The sequence below is a fragment of the Nonomuraea jiangxiensis genome, assembly GCF_900099965.1.
GTDB lineage: Bacteria > Actinomycetota > Actinomycetes > Streptosporangiales > Streptosporangiaceae > Nonomuraea > Nonomuraea jiangxiensis.
In genome coordinates this window covers 21836-44993 of the sequence record NZ_FNDJ01000023.1, presented here as the reverse complement: position 1 = coordinate 44993, position 23158 = coordinate 21836, and the positions used below count along the sequence as shown (strand labels likewise).

General features: G+C 69.8%; 23 protein-coding genes. 7 read left to right on the top strand and 16 right to left on the bottom strand.

What is annotated here, in order from left to right; translation table 11 throughout:
* Window positions 1-76 precede the first annotated feature (76 nt).
* Window positions 77-2089, top strand: a complete 2013-nt coding sequence (locus BLS95_RS38730; RefSeq protein ID WP_176993611.1) for a WD40 repeat domain-containing protein — start codon at window positions 77-79, stop codon at window positions 2087-2089.
* A gap of 84 nt (window positions 2090-2173) precedes the next feature.
* On the opposite strand, the gene BLS95_RS38725 is transcribed toward BLS95_RS38730, so the two are convergent.
* From BLS95_RS38725 to BLS95_RS38700, 6 genes are all read right to left on the bottom strand, one after another.
* The gene (locus BLS95_RS38725; protein WP_090943588.1) at window positions 2174-2989 is read right to left on the bottom strand and encodes an SAM-dependent methyltransferase; all 816 of its coding nucleotides are present in this window, start codon (window positions 2987-2989) and stop codon (window positions 2174-2176) included.
* A gap of 153 nt (window positions 2990-3142) precedes the next feature.
* Window positions 3143-3598 carry a (2Fe-2S)-binding protein gene (locus BLS95_RS38720; RefSeq protein ID WP_090943585.1) on the bottom strand — a complete coding sequence of 152 codons (456 nt, stop codon included), beginning with the start codon at window positions 3596-3598 and terminating at the stop codon, window positions 3143-3145.
* An 11-nt stretch (window positions 3599-3609) separates the two neighbouring features.
* Window positions 3610-5835, bottom strand: a complete 2226-nt coding sequence (locus BLS95_RS38715; protein ID WP_090943582.1) for a xanthine dehydrogenase family protein molybdopterin-binding subunit — start codon at window positions 5833-5835, stop codon at window positions 3610-3612.
* 533 nt (window positions 5836-6368) lie between these two features.
* The gene (locus tag BLS95_RS38710; RefSeq protein WP_090943579.1) at window positions 6369-6641 is read right to left on the bottom strand and encodes a hypothetical protein; all 273 of its coding nucleotides are present in this window, start codon (window positions 6639-6641) and stop codon (window positions 6369-6371) included.
* Window positions 6642-7898: 1257 nt separating this feature from the next.
* On the bottom strand, window positions 7899-8891 hold the full coding sequence (locus BLS95_RS38705) for a tyrosine-type recombinase/integrase (RefSeq protein ID WP_245765544.1): 993 nt from the start codon (window positions 8889-8891) through the stop codon (window positions 7899-7901).
* A 66-nt stretch (window positions 8892-8957) separates the two neighbouring features.
* Window positions 8958-9401: a MarR family winged helix-turn-helix transcriptional regulator gene (locus tag BLS95_RS38700; protein ID WP_090943577.1), complete on the bottom strand. Its 444-nt coding sequence runs from the start codon at window positions 9399-9401 to the stop codon at window positions 8958-8960.
* A gap of 92 nt (window positions 9402-9493) precedes the next feature.
* Here BLS95_RS38700 and BLS95_RS38695 point away from each other — a divergent pair, with 92 nt between their 5' ends.
* Both BLS95_RS38695 and BLS95_RS38690 read left to right on the top strand, forming a co-directional pair.
* A complete protein-coding gene (locus BLS95_RS38695) occupies window positions 9494-10348 on the top strand; it encodes an NmrA/HSCARG family protein (protein ID WP_090943574.1) in 855 nt (284 codons plus the stop codon).
* Entirely contained in the window at window positions 10345-11172 is an 828-nt protein-coding gene (locus BLS95_RS38690; RefSeq protein WP_090943569.1) for an SDR family oxidoreductase, read from the top strand. Before BLS95_RS38695 ends, BLS95_RS38690 begins: the two co-directional genes overlap by 4 nt.
* A gap of 217 nt (window positions 11173-11389) precedes the next feature.
* Here BLS95_RS38690 and BLS95_RS59260 read toward each other — a convergent pair whose 3' ends face one another.
* Genes BLS95_RS59260 through BLS95_RS59250 form a run of 3 tightly spaced genes read right to left on the bottom strand, consistent with a single transcriptional unit; the run spans window position 11390 to window position 12212 of the window.
* Window positions 11390-11515, bottom strand: a complete 126-nt coding sequence (locus BLS95_RS59260; protein ID WP_281250078.1) for a hypothetical protein — start codon at window positions 11513-11515, stop codon at window positions 11390-11392.
* A 27-nt stretch (window positions 11516-11542) separates the two neighbouring features.
* Window positions 11543-11842: a Tn3 family transposase gene (locus BLS95_RS59255; protein WP_281250087.1), complete on the bottom strand. Its 300-nt coding sequence runs from the start codon at window positions 11840-11842 to the stop codon at window positions 11543-11545.
* A 4-nt stretch (window positions 11843-11846) separates the two neighbouring features.
* A complete protein-coding gene (locus BLS95_RS59250; RefSeq protein ID WP_090943563.1) occupies window positions 11847-12212 on the bottom strand; it encodes a Tn3 family transposase in 366 nt (121 codons plus the stop codon).
* 235 nt (window positions 12213-12447) lie between these two features.
* On the opposite strand from BLS95_RS59250, the gene BLS95_RS38665 reads away from it, so the two are divergent.
* Window positions 12448-12918 (top strand): recombinase family protein, encoded by a 471-nt coding sequence (locus BLS95_RS38665; protein WP_090943560.1) that lies wholly within the window; start codon window positions 12448-12450, stop codon window positions 12916-12918.
* Entirely contained in the window at window positions 12915-13196 is a 282-nt protein-coding gene (locus BLS95_RS38660) for a hypothetical protein (RefSeq protein ID WP_090943557.1), read from the top strand. The genes BLS95_RS38665 and BLS95_RS38660 overlap by 4 nt, the downstream gene beginning before the upstream one ends.
* A gap of 178 nt (window positions 13197-13374) precedes the next feature.
* Here the strand turns inward: BLS95_RS38660 and BLS95_RS38655 are convergent, their stop codons facing one another.
* The 7 genes from BLS95_RS38655 to BLS95_RS59245 all read right to left on the bottom strand — a co-directional run bounded on the left by BLS95_RS38655 (window position 13375) and on the right by BLS95_RS59245 (window position 19539).
* Window positions 13375-14007: a 2OG-Fe(II) oxygenase gene (locus BLS95_RS38655; RefSeq protein WP_143044036.1), complete on the bottom strand. Its 633-nt coding sequence runs from the start codon at window positions 14005-14007 to the stop codon at window positions 13375-13377.
* The gene (locus BLS95_RS38650) at window positions 13971-15386 is read right to left on the bottom strand and encodes an MFS transporter (RefSeq protein WP_176993609.1); all 1416 of its coding nucleotides are present in this window, start codon (window positions 15384-15386) and stop codon (window positions 13971-13973) included. Before BLS95_RS38650 ends, BLS95_RS38655 begins: the two co-directional genes overlap by 37 nt.
* A complete protein-coding gene (locus tag BLS95_RS38645) occupies window positions 15383-16609 on the bottom strand; it encodes an arginase family protein (RefSeq protein ID WP_090943548.1) in 1227 nt (408 codons plus the stop codon). Before BLS95_RS38645 ends, BLS95_RS38650 begins: the two co-directional genes overlap by 4 nt.
* Window positions 16606-17706, bottom strand: a complete 1101-nt coding sequence (locus BLS95_RS38640; RefSeq protein WP_090943545.1) for a JmjC domain-containing protein — start codon at window positions 17704-17706, stop codon at window positions 16606-16608. The genes BLS95_RS38645 and BLS95_RS38640 overlap by 4 nt, the downstream gene beginning before the upstream one ends.
* Entirely contained in the window at window positions 17703-18866 is a 1164-nt protein-coding gene (locus BLS95_RS38635; RefSeq protein ID WP_090943541.1) for a hypothetical protein, read from the bottom strand. The genes BLS95_RS38640 and BLS95_RS38635 overlap by 4 nt, the downstream gene beginning before the upstream one ends.
* A 115-nt stretch (window positions 18867-18981) precedes the next feature.
* Window positions 18982-19134, bottom strand: a complete 153-nt coding sequence (locus BLS95_RS56160; RefSeq protein WP_176993608.1) for a hypothetical protein — start codon at window positions 19132-19134, stop codon at window positions 18982-18984.
* Between the two features lie 270 nt (window positions 19135-19404).
* On the bottom strand, window positions 19405-19539 hold the full coding sequence (locus BLS95_RS59245; RefSeq protein ID WP_281250077.1) for a hypothetical protein: 135 nt from the start codon (window positions 19537-19539) through the stop codon (window positions 19405-19407).
* A gap of 381 nt (window positions 19540-19920) precedes the next feature.
* On the opposite strand from BLS95_RS59245, the gene BLS95_RS38625 reads away from it, so the two are divergent.
* Together BLS95_RS38625 and BLS95_RS38620 are read left to right on the top strand one after the other, a co-directional pair.
* Window positions 19921-22035, top strand: a complete 2115-nt coding sequence (locus BLS95_RS38625; protein WP_218136199.1) for a TerD family protein — start codon at window positions 19921-19923, stop codon at window positions 22033-22035.
* A gap of 446 nt (window positions 22036-22481) precedes the next feature.
* Entirely contained in the window at window positions 22482-22928 is a 447-nt protein-coding gene (locus BLS95_RS38620; RefSeq protein ID WP_090943538.1) for a hypothetical protein, read from the top strand.
* The last annotated feature ends 230 nt before the right edge of the window (window positions 22929-23158 follow it).

Here is a 23158-nt window from a genome sequence, read left to right as displayed (position 1 = left end):
GGAGTTCACCGCAAACATCGGGCGCGCGTTTCCAGATGAGTCGCCGGACACACCGGACATGTGCTACCTCTCAGGGATGCCTGACGAAGATGATCTTTGCATCGGGCCGTCGGAGGACCACGGCGATGCCGTCACCGCGGTCGCGGTCTCCCCGGACGGGCGGATCGGGGCGACCGGCGCGCGTTCCGGTGAGATCCGGCTGTGGGATCTGCGCCATGGCCTGCTGACCGCCTATGTGGGAGGGCTGCAAGGCGGGCCTGTGGAGAGCGCCGCGTTCATCGGGGACGCCCGGCAGCCCCGGTTGTTGACCACGGGGCCATCGGCCTCGCTCTGGATGGTGACGGCCGAGGCCCTGGAATGGCGGCAGTTCCCCTGGGACGGCGGGCGGCTCCTCACGTCCTCGGACCGGGAGGCGGTGCTCAGGCAGTGTGGAGATCTTCGCTGGCTGGGCGTTTTCGGCTCCCTGTACGGCAGCATCAAGTCGGAATCCCCGATGGCATTGGGGCGCACCGCCTCCGGTCTGATCGTCGTGAGCAGTGACGAGGGCCTGATCAGGGCCTGGCGGCGGCCTGCTGGGGAGACCTACGGCGACGCCGGGCTCGTATGGGCCTTCGGCGGCGATGCGGCGGATCAGCGGCTGACACGCTGTTGCGACGGGTGGCGGCTTGTGGTGTCCCCGCGGCGCGGCCGGGTGGTCGTTCTCGACTCGGAGAGTGGGGCGGTCGTGACCGCGTTCGTCCCGCCCGCCCGGCCGACGGCGATCGCGGCGCATCCGGACCGGCCGCTGGTGGTGCTCGGCGGGCGGGACGGTTCGCTGTCGTGGTGGGATGCCCGCTCGGCGCACTGCCTCGGGCGCGTTCAGGCGCATGGCGGCCGTGTCCGGGCATTGGCGCTCGCCACGGACACGGACCTGGTGATGTCGGTTTCCCAGGATGGAACGGCCGCGCTCTGGCGGTTGCACGGCCGTGGACCCGCCGGCCGCTTCGTACCTCCCACATCCTCCGGCCCCCGGGAGCTGACCCATGTGGCCGGTACGCCGGACGGGCGGTGCTGGCTGGTCGGCGGGCGCGGCGGCCAGGTCCACGTTCTCCACTGGTCCGGTCATGCCGGGCTCGTGCCGCAACGCGTCGGCCGCCCCTCCTGGGTGATGGACGGCGGTGACGTGGAGACCCTGCTCGATGACGTCCGCCACCACTGGGACGACGGCCCGGCGAGCGTGGCCGCAGTGCGTGAGCTGGCTTCGGGTGATCTCGACGAAGCCTGGCACGGGTCGGCGGTGGACGCGCTGACGGACCTGATCGTGAACGGTGCGGACCCGGCGACCCGCGAGGCCGCGGTGATCGCGCTGGCGGAGATCGACCAGGGCAAGGCCACCACCGCCCTCTATCAGATGTTCGGTCGTCACGATGGCCACGGTTCCGCCGGGCGGTTGCTGGCGTACTTCACCGGCGAGGACGAGTCCACGACGGAGGAGCTCGTCGCGAGCCTGCCCGGGATCGGCGACTTCCTCGGTGTGCTCACGTCGGCCGCCTTGGGCGAACGGGGCGCCGCCGCGGTTCCGGCGGTGCACGCGGCGCTCCGCGCGTTTCCCTTCCCGACCCGGGAAGACGCCGACCACTGGTTTCGCGACGAGTCGACCAAGTACCGGCTGATGTACGCCCTCCGGCAGGCCGGTGCGGCCGCGGCGCCCGCGACGCCGACCCTGCTGGCCGTACTGGAGGACGACGAGATCTACCGGGACACCCGGCACCAGGCGAAGGTGACCCTGCAGGCGATCGGTCTCCCGGAGACGGCCGACACGATCGCCGCTGAGGTCCGGCGGCGGGCCGACCTTGTCGTCCACCACGAGGACGGCCAGGACGACGACACGGAAGGTTGCAGCCTGCTGCTCGAGGTGCTGCTGGGCATGCCACCTGCGGCTCTGGTGGCCTCCCGCGAGGTCGGACCGGCGCTGGAGGCGGTGCGGCGCCGCCTCGGCGACGGCATCAGGACGTACGAGGACAACGGCGAGGTTCACGAGTACACGGTTTTCGAGATACGACTCGCCGACTGCATCGATGAGGAGATCGCCGAGCAGATCAAGAGGTGAGCAGCCTGCGGACGTGCGAGACGACCGGCGTCTCGATCACCGAGGCTGCCGCACCCTCAACATTGGCCGCGTTCTCATCGATGGTCAGGGGACGCGGCCGACCGCGCAGAGGAACCCGGCTCCTCCCGGGCCGGCGATCGACAGCTCCCCCGGGCCTTCGGCACGCCAGACGGACGGCTCCACCAGGCCCGGCTCCAACAACTCCAGGCCCTCGAAGAAGGCGGCGATCTGCTCGCGCGAGCGAGGGGCCAAAGCCCCCGAGGTGGTTCCACGGTAGATCGCGCGGCCCTTGCCGACGTCCTCACTGCCGAGCTCGCCCGCCGTCACGTGGGAGAGGATCAGATGGCTGCCGGAGGGCAGGGCTTCGCGGATGTTACGGACGATGCCGAAAGCCTCGTCGTCATCGCCGACGAAGTGCAGCACCGAGACCAGGAGCACGGCCAATGGACGCCGCAGGTCGAGGTGTCGTGTGACATCCGGGTCACCGAGGATGGCCTTGGGCTCACGCATGTCGCCCTTCACCACGATGGTGTCCGGGGTCTCCGCCAGCAGGGCACGGGCGTGCGTGAGCACGATCGGATCGTTGTCCACGTAGACCACCCGGGATTCGGGAGCGGCCCGCCGCGCCACCTGGTGGACGTTCTCCTGGGTCGGCAGGCCGGTGCCGATGTCAAGAAACTGGCGGATCCCGACCTCGGCGACCGCGCGTACGGCGCGACCCAGGAACTCCCGGTTGTCTCGCGCGATCTCTCTCCCATTGGGAGAGATCTTCAGGATTTGCGCAGCGGCCTCGCGATCGGCGGCGAAGTTGTCCTTACCACCGAGCAGGTAGTCGTACATCCTGGCAACGCTCGGCACGGTGGGATCTATCCCCGCTGGGGCTCGTTCCTGCTCGGTCATCCCTAACTCCCAGCTTCGTACGGATAATCCACAACCACGCTATCGATCATCTCACCATGATCCATTCCTCCGGCACCTGGTGCTCCCGTGGCCCGAGCACGCGGGAGACCGCACCAAGCCCGGGATGCCGCTCTCCGGCCGACACCGAGGGCACTACATCTTCGCCGCCGCGCTCTTGATCGCCTCCCGGATCCGGAAGTAGGTGCCGCAACGGCAGACGTTCTCGATCGCGTCGATCTGTGCGTCAGTGGGGTTCCTGGTCTGCCTCAGCAGTGCCACAGCGGCCATGATCTGGCCTGGCTGGCAGTAGCCGCACTGCGCGACGTCCTGCTCCAGCCATGCCTCTTGCACCGGGTGCAGCTTGTCGCCGTCGGCGAGACCCTCGATCGTGGTGACCTCTCTGCCTTGGGCCTCCGACACCGGGACAACACAGGGGTTGATCGCCTTTCCGTCAAGGTGACTGGTGCACGCCTTGCAAACGTCGATCCCGCAGCCGTACTTCGGGCCGGTCACGCCGAGCCGATCACGCAGCACCCACAGCAGGGGCAGGTCTGCGGGCGCGTCGACGGTGACGGTCCTCCCGTTCACTGAAAAGGTGTAGCGGGGCATCTCGTGGCTCCTCAGCGGGGGAAGGGGGTGAAGTCGACGTCGAAGTTGATCGGAAAGCTACGCGGCCTGGTGCCGGTGGCCCGCGCGTAGGCGTTCGCGATGGCGCCGACCGCGGCAGGCACGCCGAGCTCGCCCGCGCCACCCGGCTCACCGTTGGCGGGCATGATGAAGATCTGGACGTCGGTCGGCGAGTCCTTCTGCCGCGCGTAGTGGAACTGTGAGTAGCTGCCTTCCAGCGGCAGGCCCCTGTCGATGTGCAGGCCCGCCCGCAGGGTGGTGGAGATCGCGTCGGTCAGGCCGCCGAGCAACTGCGCCTCCAGCCCGCGCGGGTTGATCGGGCGGCCGACGTCGGCGGCGATGACGGCCTTGACCACCCGCGGCTTCTTCGGATTCCGCGCGTCGATCTCGACCAGGCAGGCGGTGCAGGACTTGTACTCGTCGTGGAACCCGACGCCTTGAGCGAAGCCCGCCGGCATGTCGCGGCCCCAGTTGCCCTCCTTCGCCACCTTGTCGAGCACCGCGCGCTGCCGGGCGGTCTTGAGGAACTCACGGCGGAACTCGACGGGATCCTTGCGCATCTTCGCCGCCAGTTCGTCGACGATGATCTCGTCGGCGCCGCGGGTGTTGGCGGACCACACCGACCGCCAACTAGCGGTGTGCATTTTCAGCGGCACCTCTTTGAGCAGCTCCGTGACGACGCCGAAGCGGTAGGGAACCTTCACGCTCAGGTGGAAGACCGCCTGGGCGAAGCTCATGTTGCCGGCGACCGGAAGCCTGGTCGCGACAGCGGTGAGCATCTCGCCGACGCCGTGCCTGAAATCCGTCTCCACGGCGGCCACTCGGTGCTCATAGGTCAGCACCTTGCCGCGCGTGTAGGTGGCGCGGATCTTGTGGTGGCTCGCCGGGCGGGCCCGGCCGTGTCGCATGTCGTCGATTCGCGACCACATCAGCTTGACCGGCCTGCCCACCGCCTTGGAGATTCGCGCCGCCTCGACCGCAGCATCGGCGAACAACTTGCGGCCGAACGAGCCGCCACTCTGCGTCACATGGACGGTGACCTGTCGTTCGGGCAGGCCGAGCGCCGCGGCGATCTCCTGCCGGGCGAGGATCGGCGACTTCAGCCCGGCCCAGATCTCGGCCCGGCCCTTCCGCACGTCGGCGACCGCGCAGTTGGTCTCAAGGGGTGCGTGGCTGACGAACGCGAAGTCGAACTCCGCCTCGATGTGGCCGGTGAGCGGCGGCACCACGGGCGGCAGGACCGCGGCGCGCAAGCGCTTGCGGATTCCGGCGTCGGACAAGGAGTCGGCGGTCCCGGCGTTCCAGGTGACGTCGAGGGCCTCGACGGCGTCCATCACCTGGCCGAACGTCTCACCCACGACCGCGACACCGGTGGGGATGACGGTGAGAGCGATCACGCCGGGCATGGCCCGAACAGCGGTTTCGTTCTTCACCAACCGTACGGTGCCGTTGATCGTCGGTGGGCGCCGTACCATCGCGGGCTTGGCGCCCGGCACGTCGATGTCGAGCGCGTACCGTAACTGGCCCGTGACCATCGCGCGGGCGTCCACACGCGAGGTCGGGGTGCCCACCAGCTTGTGCTCGGACTCCGGCTTGGGCTTGGCGGTGAGACGCGACAGGGGAAGTTTCGCCGCGCGAGTCGTGAGGGAACCGTACGCGGCCCTGCGCCCGTCCGGCGCGACCACCGCGCCGCCACGGGTGACCAGACGGCCGGCCGGTACGTCCCACAACTCCCCCGCCGCGGCGACCAGGCGTGCCCGCGCGGCGGCGGCCGCCTTGCGCACCGGATCGTAGAGCGCGCGGACCGAGTTGGAGCCTCCGGTGAGCTGGCTCAGCAGCAGCTCGGGCCGCGCGTCGGCGAGCCGTACACGCACCTTGCCCAGTGGGACGTCGAGCTCCTCGGCGACCAGCATCGCCACGGCCGTGGTGATGCCCTGACCGACTTCGGCGCGGGGCAGTTCGACGCGCACCTCGCCATTCTCGGCCACCTCCAGGACCAGCATCAGGTGCGCGGTCGGGGTCCCTGCGAGGATGAGCGCGTCGCCGGCGTCCATGATGTCCGCGGGTTGCGGGACGCTCGAACTGGCGTCCGCCGGGGCGGCCGTCTCCGCGCTGAGCGCGAGTGTCAGGGTTGGAGCGGCGACCAAGACCGTCAGAAAGCGGCGCCGGTCGACCGCGCCGTCCTCGTGCCGGGCGGAGCTCGGGGTGGGGCTGCCCATCGGATCCCTTCTGACTGTGAGGATGGTCGTTCTTAACAGAAGCGGCCAAGTCCGAGAGATCGGATAGATTATCTCGGCAGGCCTCGCGCCGCCACGGTTTGAAGGGATTGCCGCAGTACTCGCGGAAAACCGGCCGGATATGGCCTGACCTGATGCGCTTTATGCGTTACCGGCGTCGCGTCGCTCCCGGTTGTTCTGCCAGCGGCACAGCGCCTCGGGGAAGACACGGGCGTGGCGGGTTGGCGAGACAACCGAGGTGTGGCCGGAATCTGCCCGGGCTCGCTCGGAGTCGGGTCGAGGTCGCCGGGTGGCAGAGCGACCTGGGCGTGGCGAACGGTGAGAACGACCGACCCGGCGCGGCCGGCCCGGCGTTCGGCCGGCAGGCTGGGCAGGGGCCGGGCGGTGGCGATGCGCCAGGCGATGATGTCGACGGCGCCGCCCTGCCTGCTGACGGGTGATGGCCATGTGCCATTTGCTGACAATGCCACTCGAGCAGATGATCTGCTGTTTTTGCGCATGGCGTTGTCGTGCCCTCAGGCGGGTGGTGGGGCGGTGACGGCCTGGAGGGCGGCGCTCAGTGCTCGGGCCTGCGCCGGCGACTGCGGGGCGTCGCCGAGGGGGATGGCGCCGTCGTCGCGGTGCAGCATCACCACGCCGTCCTGCAGGGTGACGGTGTCGAAGGCCCCGCCCGGCAACCGCACGCCGGGCCGTCCGTCGACGTCGGTCAGCGGCGGCACCACCAGGCCGGTGGCCGCCTGGGCGGCGGCGAGCTGGCGGCGCAGGGTCTGCAGTTCGCGTTCGGCCATCTCCAGGCGGGTTTCGGCGGTGGCCTGGCTCAGGCGGGCCTGGTCCCGTTGCGTCTGGAGCCGGTCGCGTTCTTCGTCGAAGCGGCGCTGCCGTTCGGCCAGGTCGTCGCGTACCGCGCGGGTATCGGCGCGGGCCTCCTCGGCGGCGGTGGGCGGCTCGCATCGAGGTACGGGCCTGCTCGGCGTCGGACTCGGCCTGCTGAACGCTCATCTCCGCCTGGGCCAGCTGGGTGGCGATGGCCTCCGATACCTGCGTGAGGCGCTCGTCCAGCTGGTGCAGGTCCTCGCGTTCGGCGGCCAGCTGGGCGTCGCGCTGGTCCAGCCGGGTGGGACCCGCCACTCAAATTTCTTGGGCGTTCGTCACAGGGTTTCAGCGCATTGGTCACATGATTGCACCGTCCAGATCGGGACAAAGCAACCCACAGTGCTTGTTTCTGCCCTGCATGATCTTCATGTCTGCGATCTCGCGTCTGCCTGAGCTGGCCGTGACGCTGACCCCCTAACCGCCGCGGCGAAGCGTCGGCCAGCTGAATCTCGCCATGCGCGGGCGTGGACGCGGCCTGACCTGTCGCCTGATGGACCTTCTGTCCGTCTCCTGAGCTGCTGGCCACTGCAATAGACGTGACCAATTCCATTGAAATCGGGATGAGCAACCAGGCCTCGACCAGCGGTTTCATCATGTGATTGCAGTGGTTGGTCATCACGGCTGCAGTGGAATCTGCCACCGTATCGCTAGGATGACGGTCGGGACTGACGTGTCCTTGCCGTGCGTGCCGAGCACTACAGTTAGCGTGGCTGCAGAGCCCCGGGCCTCTGCGTGCATCCGTCCCGGGAGCACCGCTCACCTGGCACGCGGTGGCCTCGCCGCGCCGATCCGGCCGTGTGACCATAGGCCGTCCCGCCAGGTACGCGGCCCTGGACGCACGGCGCCTTTCGTGGTCGCAGCCGCCTCACACCGTTCGGGAAGCAATCACCGTGTTACGCCCAGCGGCTTGACGGGCCTTTACCGACTCGCTGGTATAGTCCCTTTCGATTCCCCTACCTGCTTCGGTGGGTGGGTGCGGGCCCCGCCTCCGGGCGGGGCCTTTGCGTTGTCACCGCCTCCTTGTGAGCGAGCTTTTCCAAGGGATGTGGTAGGGCCCTTTCCTGCTTGTCCGGAGAGGGCCTGGGGCGCGTCAACGGGTCCAGCCGAGATACGGCCAGAACCGGCCATGAGTCGATCTTGACGCCCGTTTCCGCAGGTAGGCGTACGTACGGTTAGCGGTCAACCGTGATCAGGTTGAGGGCGCCTTCCTTGTCCTTGTCGGAGGGCAGGCTGTAGCGGCGGGTGGTCTCCAGGCGGGCGTGGCCGAGGATCTCGGCGACCAGGACGAGGTCGGTCTTGCCGCGGACCAGGGTGGTGGCGAGCGTGTGGCGCAGGACGTGCGCGGTGGTGGCGTCGTCCAGCCCGGCTGTCTGGGCGATCGCGGCGATGATGCCGCCGGCGGCGCGGGCGGTCAGCCGTCCGCCCTTGGCGTTGAGGAACAGGGCTCGGTTGTCGTCGGCGCGGGGCCAGTTGGGGCGCTCGTCGAGCCAGAGTTGCAGTTCGGTGCGGAGCTTGGGGTGGATGTCGACCTCACGGAACTTGCCGCCCTTGCCGTACAGGCGCAGCTTGCCCTTGCGGGCCGACAGGTGGACGTCGTCGACGTCGAGGTGGGCGACCTCGCTAATGCGTGCGCCGGCGTAGTAGGGGATCAGCGCGATGCACCGGTCGCGTGGGGACAGGTGCGCCTCGACGGCGCGCAGCCAGCGGATGCGGGCGCCCTTTTCGAGTGCGCGGGGCGCGTTCTTGGGGAGGTCTTCCCGGCCGATGTTGGCCTTGCCCAGGCCCCGGCGGGTGCAGAAGTCGTCCAGCGCGGTGAGGGCGGAGTTGACGTAGAGGCGGCTGCGTTTGGCGGGTCCGTCGCGCAGCAGCCACATCCGGTAGTCGCGCACGGCCCAGTCACGCGCCTGGCGGTCTGTCAGAGGATCGGCGGTGTAGGTGGCGGCGTGGTCGGCCAGCCAGGCCAGGAACATGCGCACGCGGGAGCGGTAGGTGCGCCGGGTCTCGGCCGACAGCGGCACGCGTTCCAGCGCGGCGGCGTACTCGCCGAGGACGGTGTCGTAGGCGGCAGGGAGCCGGGTGGGGCGAGCGCCCGGACCGCGCTTCGTAATCTCGGAAGCGGATCCGGGCTCCTGTGACGCCGCGCTGCGCGTAATCTCGGAAGTCACACCTGGGAGTGTACTTCCGAGATGACATTTGATCTCGGAAGTACATCTGTTCCGAGTGGAGGGCCATCAAGCTGGAGTACATCCAGACCCGTGGGTCGTGTCGAGGAAGGCGCGGAGCAGGCGGGCCAGGTCGCGCTGATCCTCGGCGGACATGCCGCTGAAGATGTCCTCGCTGATCTGCTGTTGTAGGTCGGCGATCTGGTCGATCGCGCTCAGCCCGTCGTCGGTGAGCGTGAGTCGGAAGGCCCGCCGGTCGCCGGGGTCCGGCCTCCTGGTGATCAGGCCGTCGGATTCCAGCGCGTCCACCAGTGGGGTGATCGCCCGTCCGCTGACGCCGAGCACGTCCGCTAGATCCCGCATACGGCTTCCCGGGCGGTGATGAAGGGTGGTCAGCAGGCGCACCTGGGCTGGCCAGAGCCCGTGCTCGCCGAACCTGGCTCTCCCCTGCTGCGCGAAAGCCCTGTGCGCGGCCACCAGCAACTCACCCAGTTCCGTCGCTGCACTTGACATTCGAGCGCGTTCCTTTCCACACTGTCAGCACGTATGCTGAACTAGGTAACTATCTATGGGTTCAGTAATTCTGATCCTACGGGAGGAATGTCATGGACAGGCCGCTGATCCTCGTCGCCGGGGCGACCGGCAACCAGGGCGGTGCCGTCGTGGACGCGCTGCTTGAACACTCGGGCCAGTGGCGGGTGCGGGCGCTGACCCGAGATCCGTCGGGTGCCCCCGGCAAGGTGCTGGCGGCGCGGGGCGTGGAGGTCGTCGCCGGAGACATGGCGGACAAGGAGTCGCTGAAACAGGCGCTGAAAGGCGCCTACGGCGTCTTCGGGGTGCAAAATTCCCGGACCGCCGGGCTGAAGGGGGAGGTCCAGCAGGGCATCACGCTGGTCGACGCGGCCAGGGCCGCGGGCGTCGAGCATTTCGTCTACGCCTCGGTGGGCGGGGTCGAACGTGTGCGCGGTATTCCGCACTTCGACACTAAGTGGGAGATCGAGCAACACCTGCGGGCCGCCGGACTGCCCGCGACCCTGCTGCGCCCGACCACGTTCATGGACGTGTTCACCATGCGCGGTGCCTCCGTCGGGCTCGGCATGATGGCCGCCGCGCTCGGGCCGCGCAAATCCCTGCAGATGGTCGCAGTACGGGACATCGGCGTCTTTGCCCGGCTCGCGTTTGAGCAGCCGGAGACGTACACCGGTCAGGCGCTTGAGCTGGCCGGGGACCAGCTCACCGTGCCGGACATCGCCACCAGGCTCAAGGCCGCGGGCAGGCCGGGTCGCTATGCGCGCGTTCCACGGGTGCTGCTGCGGGCGATGGGCAAGGAGGCGCGGATGCTGTTCTGGTTCGAAGAGTCCGGATACAACGCCGACATCCCGGCCCTGCGCAAGCAGCACCCCGGCCTGCTCACGCTCAAAACCTGGCTCGCCCAGACCAGTGGGCTGGAGGCGGCATGATACTGGTCACGGGGGCGACGGGCAACGTCGGGCGCGGCATCGTACGGCGCATGACCGCGGCGGGTCACAAGGTCAAGGCACTCACTCGCAACCCCGGCACGGTGTTCGACGGCGCGGACGTCGTAGTCGGCGATCTCGACGAACCCGGCACGCTGCCCGGCTGCCTTGAAGACATCGACAAGGCGTACGTGATGGGCCTGGGCCCGCGGACGGCCGAGCAGGTCGCCAATTTCGTGCACGCTGCCGACGGCCTCCAGCACATCGTGCTGATGTCTTCGCTGAGCGTCGAGCTCGAACAGGGCGGCGTCATCGCCCGCTGGCATCGCGAGGCGGAGGACGTGGTGCGGGAGTCCGGCATCCCATGGACTTTCCTGCGTCCTGGCGTGTTCACTTCCAACGCCCTGCAATGGGCGGTGTCGATCCGCGCCGAGGGTGTCGTCCGATCGCTGACGGGCGACACGCCCGTGGCGCCGATCCACCCGGACGACATCGCGGCGGTTGCGGTGACGACGCTGCTGTCGACCGGGCATGAAGGGCGCGCTTACGCGCTGACCGGCTCGGAACGCACGACTCCTTCCGCCCAGACTCGCCTGCTCGGCGAGCTGCTGGAACGGCCACTGACCTTCGAGGAGGTGCCCGCGGAGGCCGGGGCGCGCTCCATGACGGCCTTCGGTATCTCAGCGGAGGAGGCCGAGGCGAGCGTGCGGTCGGCGCACCAGGACGGCCTCTTCGGCACCCCGCTGCCCACCGTCCACGACCTGACCGGCCTGGCGCCGCGCACCTTCCGCGACTGGGCGGTCGAGAACCTCGACGCCTTCAGGTGAGCAGGCGACAGAGGGCAGGCAGTCAGGGCAGTTTCCATAGGGGCGTGGGCGTGTCGCCTGGTTGGTGGCCATCGCGCCGCATGGTCGTATTCCTGATCGTTGGTCTCACCCACGACTCGGGTGGGCGCGATGAGTCCGTGGACTTTGAGAGCGAGCGCCAGGCCGTGCTGGACGGCCTGTTCAGCGCTTTGAGAACGTGGGTTTCGCTGAGCGCGGCTCAGCTGACCGCCTGCTTCACCAGCGCGGCGGTCCGCGCCTCCACCTCGGCGGTCACCTCGGTCAGGGCGAATGCGGCCGGCCACATCGTGCCGTCGTCCAGGTTAGCCTGGTAGAGATGCTCCACGGCTCATAACCCGGCGGTCAGGGGAGGTCACGCCGCGTCGGCATCCTCGCCGAGATCGAGATTGACCTCCATGCCGTCCAGCGGCCCGTTCAAGTCGTAGACATAATCCCCGAAACGGCGCACATTGTCCTCCTGATAGGGGGACATGATCACCACGTCGGCGCGATGGACCGCCTCTCCCTCGCTGCGCAGCTGGTTGAGCACCAGCGACATGTCCAGCGTGGTCTGGTACATGACCAGGTCGGCGACCAGGGTGTTGAACTTGATCGCTTTCTCCTGCTCCTCGGGCTCGTTGTCGGCGATCACCCCGTTGTCGCCGAACCCGATCCACTTAGGACTCGACCATGTTGGTGGCCCGGGTGATGTTCTCCCGCAGCGCAGCGTCGGAGATGTAACGCAACAGCACCATCGTCCTCTTGACCCGGCCCAGCTCGCGGAAGGCGCGGTAGATCTTGTTGCGCTTGGAGTCGTGCCGCAGCCGCCGCAGCAACGTGATCGACGACAGCTCACTCTCCCGGATGGAGATGGCCACCTTCATCAGGTCCTGCCAGTGATCCTCGATCAGCCGCCAGTTGATCGGCTCACCGAACAGCGCGTCGATATGCCGATAGGCGATGCCGGCCTCCGGCCGGTGGAAGGTCAGATCCCGGAAGTTGCGGATCCGGGGCAACAGCTCAAACCCGAACCGCGCGCTCACGAGGCTGCTACGGCGCGCCGAGGGTGCATGCGCAACTGCAGCGGGACGGGCAGCAGTGTGGACGGCGGCGGGTGGCCCGGCTGATGCGCGCGCTCGGCCTGACCGGGGGGCATCGGCGCCGCCGCCGGCAGACCACCATCCCCGACCCGAACGCCGAGGCCCGACCGGACCTGATCGGCCGTGACTTCACGCCCGATGCCGCCGTCGATACCCGCTGGTGCGGCGACATCACCTCATGGTGCCCTCGCTGGACCGGCTGGGCCGCTCCTTGCAGGACCTCATCTCCATCGTGGCAGGGCTGCGCAAGCGCGGCGTCGGCTTCCGCTCCCTCCATGAGGCGCTGGACACCACCACCGCCGGCGGTCGACTCATCTTCCATGTCTTCGCCGCGCTGGCGGAGTTCTTCCGCGAGTTCATCGTGGAAGGCACCCACGAAGGGCTGGCCGCCGCCCGCGCCCGCGGCCAGCGTCTCGGACGCCCGCCGGTGATGACACCCGAGCAGATCCGGCACGCCCGCGACCTGCTCACCCGGCCGGACAACACCGTCTCCTCCATCGCCCGGCTCCTCGGCGTCAGCCGCTCCACGATCTACAAGTATGTCCCCGAGCTCAAGCCCAGCGGCGTCCAGCAGATCGAGACGGGCGACGCCCGCACGTCACCACCCGAGCTCACAACAGCCACCCCACAGGAAGGGCATCTGCCATGACGCCATCCGTCTCGCTCGACGACTTCGACAGCCCATCGCCGTCGCTGGCCACCGCGGCGCGCGGCGATGGCGCCGCGCACGACCGGCACCGCGAGATGATGGATCGGCTCAACGCGCAGATCGAGGACTTGGCCCGAGAGCCCAGTCCGTCCACCTTGATCGCCGCCTGCGTCGTCGTGCGCGCCCAGCCGGCGCTCCAGCACGCCGTGGAATTGATTGCGCTGTGGCCCGGCTACCCAGAATCGTCGGCAGTGCTCCGGCCTTCAGGCCGGCGGTAAAGCCGACCAGCCCGCGTAGCGGGGCAAGAACAGTCGATGCGCCGCCAGGCGAACCGGCGTCCACCCGGCTCAGAGCGGCCGGTTCTGCTGCTCGATGTACTGGCGCAACTCTACGTTGTCGTCGGACATGCCCAGGGCCAAACACCGGCCGCGCCGCCGCCATTCCTGGCGGGGCGCGTCAGGGAGTCAGGAAGCCGGTGATGGAGCGCCGAAGGTTGTCGCCCGCGCCCGCCTCCACCTTCCTCACCCGGTGGAACGTGCCGGCCACCATCACCACGAGCCGGTTCGGCCGGGGCGCGATGGACGTGGCCGGCACGGGAGCGTTCATCAGGTCCTTGGGGACGTCGAACTCGGCACACGGCACCTCGCCGACCGGGCAGTCGAACAGCTCCAGCTCGCCGCCCCACGTCGCCCGCCACTCGCCCGACAGGTAGAGCGTGTACGCCGCCCCCCGGCCGCTCCCGTCGTCGTGCCAGTCCAGCCCGGACCCCCGGCCGTACCGCCAGAACTTGAACCGGTCGTTGTCCTCCGCCGTCACGCCGAGCGCGTCGAGGCCCCTCCTGACGGCCGACGTCACCTCTCCGGCGTGCTCCTCGCCGGCTTTCGCGGAGGCGTACGACGCGTCGGCGTAGAACGCCACTCCGTCGAACATCGGATCGACCGAGCTGAAGGTGGGCCGGTGCTGCACGGCCCGCTCCTCCTCCCGCCAGGCGGCCAGGGCGTCCGGGGACAGGGCGTTGTCGACCACCACGAACCGCCGCCCCTGTACGAGGGTCACGGCCTCGGCGGTCCGTCCGTCATGAGCTGCCACGCTCGCGCCTCCTGATCTCCTTTGACATGGCCTTCCGCCTCGCCTTCTCGGCCGCCCTCGCGACCGGATCCCGGGGAGGTCGACGAGGGCACCCCCTGCCACGCCGAGTCACCGGCGCCGTCCTCAAGAGCGCGGTCCCGCAGCCCCGAACGCGGGACCGCCCAGACGAGCACCGCCGCCGCCGTGGCGACGATGACGGCCGCCAGCCCGGCCAGGTACACCGTCCGGCCCACCAGGTTCGCGAGCGGCAGCGCGATCACGAAGCCCAGCGGCACCATCGCCGTGGTCATGGTCGTCTCGAACGATCCGACCCGCGACAACATCGGCTTGGGGACCGTGAGCTGCACGAGGGTGTCGAAGACGACCCCGGCGACCCCCGCCGCCAGAGCCGCCAGGAACAGGGCGCCCGCGACCACGACCAGATGCCGGCCGTACGCGAGAGCCAGGAGCTGCACCGGCATCGAGACGACCAGCAGGGCGACGGTGAGCACCCCGCGCCACTCGACGCGCACGTGCCCGCTCACCAGCGCTCCCAACAGCCCGCCCGCGGCCAGGAACGTCACGATGACGCCCCACTGCTCGATGCTCCCGAACCTGTCCTGCACGGTGATCGGTCCGAGCACGCTCACCGAGGCCAGCCCGACCTGCACCGGAACCCAGACGAGGATCGCGCCCAAGACCAGCGGCAGGCGGGGCATGACGCGCACCGCGTCGAGGAACCGCACGCGCTCCCCCGCGCCGCCGTCATCGTCCTCGGCGGGTCCGCGCTCCGGCGGCCGGGCCCGGATCAGCCGCCTCAGCCAGGCGAGCGAGACGAGGGAGACGACGAAGGTGGCGGCGTCGAAGAAGAGCGCCAGCGGCACGCCTCCCACCACCACCAGCAGCGACGCGAGCGCGGGCCCGGCCAGCCGTCCGGTGTCCCCGGCGACGTCGAGCCAGGAGTTGGCCTTCTGCAGCTGGGCGGGGCGGACCAGCTCGGGGAGCAGCCCGACGGCGCCCGGTGTGAAGAAGGCCGTCGCCGCGCCATAGACGGCCGCGGACACGACGAGGTGCCAGAGCTCCGGGTTCCCGAGGGCGAAGGTGATCGCCGGGAACACCTGGGCGGCCAGGCGGACGGCGTCCGCGCCGAACATGACCGGCAACCGCCCGACCCGGTCCGGCAGGCTGCCTCCGTACGCGATGAAGACGAACCTCGCCAGCCACAGGGCCAGCAGCACCATCGGGATGCCCCGCCCGTCGGGCGCGACGGCCAGGGCGGCGAACGCGAAGGTGACCGAGACGACCCCGTCCCCCAGCTGTGAGACCGCCTGCCCCGCCAGGTAGACCCTGTAGAGCGGCGACGACAGGGGCGAGCCGGGTACGGCGGGAGCGTCGGTCATGCGTCTTCTCCGGCGAAATTGTTCACCGGCGAGCCCCGCCCCACCACCCGCTCCACCACCTGCCCCGCCTCCGCGAGCTGGACGGTCTCCACGAGATCGGCCAGATGGGCGGCCGTCAGGTGGCGGCCGAACGGGGAGGGGCATGCCTCCACCAGGTCGCTCGCGACCAAGCGGCCCGCTGCGGCGACGCTCCGTACCAGGGCCGTCAGAGTCGCGGGGTCGAGACCGCCGCCAGCGGGATAGACGACATCGGGAGCGTACGCCGGGTCCAGCACGTCGATGTCCACCGTGAGGTGCACGGGCGCGCCGGCGCAGAACCGCGCGATCGTGTCCGCCGCCTCCGGCGCGCGGGCCTCGTCGGCCGTCAGGTAGGAGACGCGCCCGCTCGTGGCCTGGTCCAGGTTCGTGTCGACGCCCCGCACGCCGATGGTGAGCCATTCGACGTGGGGATGCTCGGAGAGCACCCAGCTGACGAAGTTCCCGCAGTCCGCGGTGACCGCGTTCCCGGCCGGGCGGCGGTCGGCGTGCGCGTCGAAGTGGACGACGCGCAGCGCCGGATGCCTGCCCGCGACCGCGCTGATCACCGGGTAGCCGATCGAGTGGTCCCCGCCGATCACCAGAGGCCGGTGGCCCTGCGCCAGGACGGTGCCGACGAGGGCCCGCAGCCGCTCGTGGGCCGCCGCCCCCGTGTCGATCTGCGGATGGACCGCGAGGTCACCGTGATCCACGAGGCCGGGCAGTCCCTCGGCCGGCCGGGCCCGCAGCGTCCACGACCAGGTGCCCGGCTGGGCCAGAAGCCGGAACCTGCCCGCGAGGGCCTGGCGGATCACGGGGACGGCGTCCTTGGGCCGGGGGCCGGGAGGGCCTCCCAGGTCCACCGGCGCTCCGATCAGTCCCCATACGGCCGCGGCGGCCCTGGTGCCCGCGGGCAGGGACAGCGGGGTCCCGGCCATCCGCGCGAGCCCGCCGGTCGCCGCCGCCGAGGCGTCCGGCGGCACGATCAGGCGGATCCTGCGCAGGGCCTTTTCCGCCTCCTCAGTGAGCCGCACCGCTGGCGCGCCGTCACGGCGTTCCCCCAGCTCCCACAGCTCTCGCAGGGGCGGGGTCAGGGTGAGCCGCGTGCCCTCGGCCTCGTTGACGAGGTCGCCGCCCTGGATCCGGAACGCCGGGTTGAGGACCCACGGGGCCCCGGACTGGTCCACGCTCGTCATGGCGAGGTTCACCGGGCCTGCTCGACCAGGAGGAGCCCGGCGCGGACCAGCGAGTCAAGCGCCTGGTCGATCTCCGCGTCGGTCAGGGCGATGCCCGCCGTGTCATCGCGCAGCGTGGTTCGCCCCGCCGACCACTCGTTCATCCAGGGTGCGAGACGGCCGTCGATCCTGAGCCGCACGCCGAGGCTCTCGATCGCCATCAGGCCGTCCCCGGCCTCGACCAGCGGCGGGAACCGGGCCGCCCACCTGAGCCGGGTACCGGTGTACGGGACGCTCTCCACCGACCACGGCAGCGACAGGCCCTCGCGCCTTTCGAGCGACTGCGCGGAACGCACCTCCCGCGCCCGGTGCACGTCCGAGGCCAGGGCGGTCATGAGGGAGTCGAGCTCGCCGCCGTCATCGGGCGTCCCCTCGGTCCTGGGCCGGTTGGACCAGGCGTCCAGCGCGGTCCGCGCGAGGTCCTCGGGGGTGGACGCGTGCAGGCCGAAGGTCCAGTGCAGGCTCGGCCCGATGCCGGTGGCCTCGTGGTCCCATCCCCGGGGGATGTGCCACACGTCGCCGGCGTGCATGTCCGCCTCCTCGATCAGCCGCGCGCCGGGCCCGGAGCCCTCCCAGATCCGCCAGTGCTTGCTGCCCTCCGCCTGAAAGATCACCGTGGCGTGGCCGTCCGCGTGGCGGCCGAACGCTGACTGCGTCGTCCAGCAGGCGTAGCAGTTCACCCAGGCCGGGTCGTCGGCGAAGTACTCGAACTCCTCCCGCAGGCGAGCAGGGCCCACGTGGATGCGGTCGGCCCTGTTGGCGACGAGGGTCGCGCCGGAGCGGAGGTACTCGACCATGGCGCCGTAACGCCAGTTGCGGTGCACGATGTCGCCGCCGTCGATCCGCGTGCTGATGTAGGTGCCGGGATAGGCCATGGGTTCGGACGACAAGCGGATCATCAGCGGTTCGATCGTGGTCGTCCTCATGATGTGGTCGATGACGCCCCATCCGAGCGACGCGCGCCACGATCCCTGCGGGACCCGGCCGGCCAGAAGCTCGTTCCCGAACGACTTGCGCCAGACGGACTCCCCGCCGAGCGCGTCGACGATGTTCTCCCACGACAGTGTCATGACTGTGTCCCAACGCTCCGAAGGACGCCCACGCGGACCAGGGCCCGCACAGCGGCTCGCAGCTCTGGCGTGGTGGCCGCGTCGCGCAGCTCGTCGGCGCCGACGAGGGCGCCGGGCTTCAGCAGGCGGGCCAGCTCACCGAGATCGACGGAGAGCTCTCTTCCCAGGGCGAAGACGCTGTGGTCGGCGATCACGACCGGCAGGCGGGTGACTGTATAGGGTGGACCTTGATCGCTGGTTCTGCCGGGGAACCGGGGCGGCGAGCCGTACCCGCACGACCGGCGGAGCATCGCCTGCCGCCGCACGGCCCGCTCGACGCCGTCGTTGCCGAGGGCGTCCCGGAAGGCGTCGATCGCGCCGGCGACCGGATCCCCGTCGGCCTGTTCCCGGTGCTGGGCGTTCCGGCGGCGCATCTGGTGGAACAGCGCGTCCGTGGCGGTCTGCCCGGGATCTTCCGGATACACCGTGAGCCCCAGGAACAGCGACGGGCCGTCATTGCGGAAGAGGTGGTACATCCCCGCGGGGATCAGTAGGAAGTCACCGGGCGCGAGGCGGACGCTGTCCGCCGACGGCAGAAGAGGCTCCGCGTCCAGCGTGTGCGGGCGCCCCTGGCCGAGTGCTGGCAGGCTCAGCCCTGGCCAGGTCCACGCCGTCTTCGCCGCCGGGCCGAGGTGGAAGATGAAGGAGGGCTCCGGGTCGGTGTGCACGCCGAACGGGGTGGTGCCGGAACTGGCCACGAAGCAGTACCAGTCCACTCCTCTCGTCAGCGGAACGCCCGCCGATTCGAGCGGGAGGACGAAGCCGGTGTAGAGAAGCTCGGCGAGCTCGGCGTCCCAGGAGTCCAGGCCGTTGATCGCCAGGCAGATGTCGTCCTTTCCGGTGCGGGCGGAAAGCCAGGAATGTACCGCGGACCGCCCGGAAAACGCCCCCGATACCAGTTTTTCCGAGGCGTCATAGTCGAGGCAGGTGTCACGGAACGCTCTCATGGCGGGCAGATCCGTGTCGTCGCCGTCCACTCTGGTGGTGGCGGCCCGGAGAGCGCCGAGAACGAGCTCCGCGAGAACGCCCGGTTCGCGGATCAGGCCGGGAATGTGCACGCGTTCGGCGAAATGCGGCCCGTCCCGCTCGCAGAGTTTCCGCCAGGTGCCTTCGTCCAGCAAATCTCAGACCTCCGGAATCGTGCGGTGAATGGTCCCGTCAAGCCGCCTGACCAGCCCGGTGGGCGCGGGAACCCGTCCTGTGCTCAGAGAAGTCCCGCGCCCACCGGCCTGCGGATCAGTGACCGACGTCCCGCTGCGGCCGCATCCAGAGCTGCCGGTCCTGCAGAGCGGCGACCGACTCCTCCGACACGATGATGTCCGCGATGTCGACGAGAACGGGGCCCCGCCCTTCGTGCCGGTCGAATTCGTTGTGCGACGTCATTTCCATGTGACTTCCCTTCTTGTTGTCGCGGGCCCGCGACGTGCACGGACCCGGTAACAGGAATCAGCGGCTCCGAACCGCGGGAGAACCCGTGCCGCAGTGTCACGGGCATTCCGGCTTTTCTTGTGCCGCTGAGGGCGTTATTGCTGAGTCTTCACCCGTGGAAGGGCGTTCGCCCAGGTCACCGACCGGGCATTCTCCGGACATTCACCGGGCGAATCCGTGCCCCTTGCCGCCCGGCGTCTTCGATTCACGCCGCCACCGGTTGCTGACGGCTCAGGTGTCGCCCGCCCGCGCGGCGCGGCCGAGGCGGAGGGCCGAGATGAGGAAGAAGATGCCGCCCGGGATGGCGTAGCCGGCCGCGTTGAACAGCGTCGGGCTCTGCGCGGAGGCGCCGGTGATGAAGGACACGCCGGCGAGCGCCAGCCCCGTTCCCTCCGGCGAAGTCCCACGCCCCTCGCCTGAGAACGGGGTGCACGTGGTGCGGTCTCACAGGCATAGGGAAATCACTGCGCCGGGCCCACTGAGGACGTTCTCCCTTTCTCCGCCGCGACCCCCTGCGTGGGAGGGGAAGGGCTCAGGGACGGCTTCGCGCCAACCGTGGCCGGGGATACACCACCGGGAGAATCTTGGCGATTCAGGCGTGGACCCGGGCCGCTTGGCGACCGCGAGCCCGATCCCCCGGGTACCGCCGCTCCCGTGAACTCAGCAGGAGACGTGCCCGATCCGATGATGATCTCACCCGGCGAAAATGGCACGGCATACGACATCTACCAGCTATATGGTGCGCTCGTGGACAATCTTGAAGGCCTCGTCATCGCCCGGCGGCTGCGTGTCCCTATCGGCGACGCCCCTGCCGGTTCGCACCCGGGCTGGGGAGAGGTCGCCGCCCGTCAACTCGACGCCGCCCTGCTGAGTGTCGGCTTCAAATGCTCGGCGGCCTTGCTGGAGCGGCTGTCGAGGCTGCGCGGAGAGACCGTGGTCGATCTGGGCGTGCGCGTTCTGGCCGCCGTCCGCCCCCTGGTCGGTGACCAGGTGCAGCACAACGCCTACTTCCTCAACTTTCCCCGTAATGTGCCCGACACTGTGGAGTTCTGGGCCGGGCTGCTGCGCGAGGCGCTGCTTGACCCGGTCGCCGCCACGCGCGTGCAGCCGGCGACGCTCAACCTGCTCGCGCTGCCCGGCTACGGCCGCTACCAGCACACCTACGCCGACTTGCTGGCCGCCCACGCCGAACTGATCCCGCTGGCCGGCGACCGGGTGAGCGTGCTGGAGCTCGGCGGCAGCCTGGAGTCGGAAGCGCGCGAGCTGTACTTGTCGCTGGCGGGCTCGGAGGTGCCGCTGGCCGCCGAGGACCTGAACGCCCTGCGGACGCTGGCCGCATCGTGCACTGAGCAGCCGGAGCGCATCCCGGTGCGGGAGAACCGCGCCGTCATCAACGAGCTCCGCTTGGCCGCGGGCAGGCCGCTGCTCGTGGACACGGTGACCGACGTGCTCCGGCTCGCCTGCGGCGCGTCCGGCGGCGACGTCACGCTGGCCGCGCCCACCCGGTTCCGTTCGTTCCGGCGGGCCGAGCGCCGTGCCCTCCTGCAGGCGTTGGACGCGGTCGCGTCCCCGGCGAAGCTCGGCGACGTGCCGCGCCACCGTGAGCAGTGGAAGCGGCTCGGCGAGCGGCTGCACCCGCACGAGTACCCGCAGTTCCCGGCCGCCGCCCAGGTGTTCGAGGTCGCGCGAGGTGATCGTCGCGCGCGCAGCCTCGACGCCCGGGTGGAGGCGGCCCTGCTGGCCGACCGCGCCGGCGAGGCGGTACGCCTGCTGGAGAAGGCGCCTGGCGCGCTGCTTCGCCGTCTCGACCACCTGCTGCGGATCGGCGAGTCGGCGTCGGCTGTCCTCGACGCCATGGAGGAGGCGGCGGCGCAGGCGTCCGGCCGGGTGCTGCTCTCGTTGCGCGAGCACCTGCAGAACCGGGCCGCTCCTGCTGCTGGCCGCGTCTTCGCCAACCGGCACAGCCGGGCGTGGGCGGCAGCCGACGCCCGGCCGCCGCTGGACACGGAGGTCGTGGCGCGGGCGGTGGCCATCCTCGACGAGGAGGTCACCCGACGCCTGCCCGACCCGGGCGAGCTGATCGTCGATCCGGACGTGCTGGACGTCGCGCTGCCGCTGTCCGGCAAGGCCGCCGCGCCGGGGCTCGGCATGCTGCCGCGCGGCTCTCTTTCGGCGGTGGACGGCGAGCTGTTGCGGTTCTTCGTCTACTGGCGTCAGGCCGAGCGGCGCACTGATTACGACCTGTCGGCTCTGATGCTGGACACCTCCTACGGCACCCCCGAGCACATCTCGTGGACCAGCTACCGCAACGCCTTCGCCGAATACTCCGGCGACCTCACCGACGCCACCAACGGCGCGAGTGAGTTCATCAACATCCGCCTCGCCCAGGCGACCAAGCCGATCATCATCCCGCAGGTGAACATCTACGCCGGCGAGGCGTTCGACGAGGCGGCCGAGGCGTTCTTCGGCTACATGACCAGGGACGCCGGCCAGGAGGGGTTACCGTTCGAGCCTCGCACCGTGCGGATGAAGTCCGACCTGCGCGGCGCGGGCCGGGTCGCGCTGCCGCTGGCATTCCTGCGCGGCGTCGACGGCGCGTGGCGGGTGAAGTGGCTGCACCTGTACCTGAACGGGCACGCCCGCTTCAACCAGGTCGAGGGTAACCGGGTCACGACCTCACTGCTGGTGCGGTCGATCGTCGAACGAGACCAGCTGCGGGTCCGGTACCTGGCCGGCCTGCTGCGGGCCAAGAGCTCGCCAGGCGAGCACACCACCTACATCGGGCTGCAGGTGCCGGCCGGGCTGCCGGACGGGGCGCGGGTGTACACGCCGGCGACCCTGCATGAGCTGATCCCCGCCTGATAGAGTAAAGATCGTGAGGCCATGGGAGGGCTTCCTTCTCACCTTCTTGGAAAAATCTCTAGTTCTCCCGCTTTCCTCGCACCCTGGTCGTGAGGCCATTTGACGGCTTCCTTCTCCTGGTTCGATTCCAGGCAGGTCCTGCGGGCCTGCTGGGTCATCTAGCCGCTGAGCCTTCCTCACAACCAGGTTGCCGAGTGCCCTCCACTCCGGCCGAGGGCTCTCCACTCCGCACGTGCGTGGCCGAACGCTTGGGTGGCGTCGGTGGCGGTTGGTAGCGTCCCCTTATGCCCCCATCGAAACGTGCCGTCGAGGCGTGGGATGGCCTGAACGAGCGGCAGTGCACGTACATGACGGTGATCTACCGTGCAGACCAGTCGGCCGAGCGGATGGCCGAGGGACCCCGGTCGAGGCGGGACGGAGATCCCTGAGGAGGCGTATGCGCGGGCGTGCCCGCGGCCGTGATCGCGGCCGTGATCGCGGCCGGGGTGCGGTCGGGCCGTCTCGACTCGATTCACCTGGTGGAGCGAAAGTCGCGGAAGGGGCCGATGGCGGCGGGGTTCGCCGCCGTGGTGGTGGGCCTTGCCGTGCTTGTCCTCTTGGATGCGCCGCAGGTGGTGGTGGCGTCGGCGGCCGTGATGCTGGCCTGGGTTCTGGTGATGGGCCCGATCACGCTGGTGTGGAAGGTCAGCTTCCACACGGGGGTGTCGGCCGGTACCGCCGTGGTGCTCGCGTTCGTGCTGCCCGCGCTGCCGATGCTGGTGGTCGGGGCTGTGCTGGTGGCGGTGATCGGGTGGGCCCGCGTTCAGGTGTCCCACCACTCCCCCGCCCAGGCGCTCGCGGGCGCGGCGGCCGGGGCCGCCGCCTCCTGGGCGACGCTCGCCGTGATGCTGTAGGCCACGTCTCCTTGCCCGAAGGCAAGGAGGCTATGACCCGTCACTGTGTCGGGGTCCGTTCCCGGGATCGCCCGTAGGGTGACCTCGATCGTTATCTTGGGTTATTGACTTCTTCTAGCAGGTCAGAGCTCGATGATCTTGTCAGGCACGTAAGGCACGTCGACTGTCTCTGAAGGCACGTTGCATCCAAGGCATATCCGGGTGCCTCCGGCAAGCCGTCTTTCTGCGTA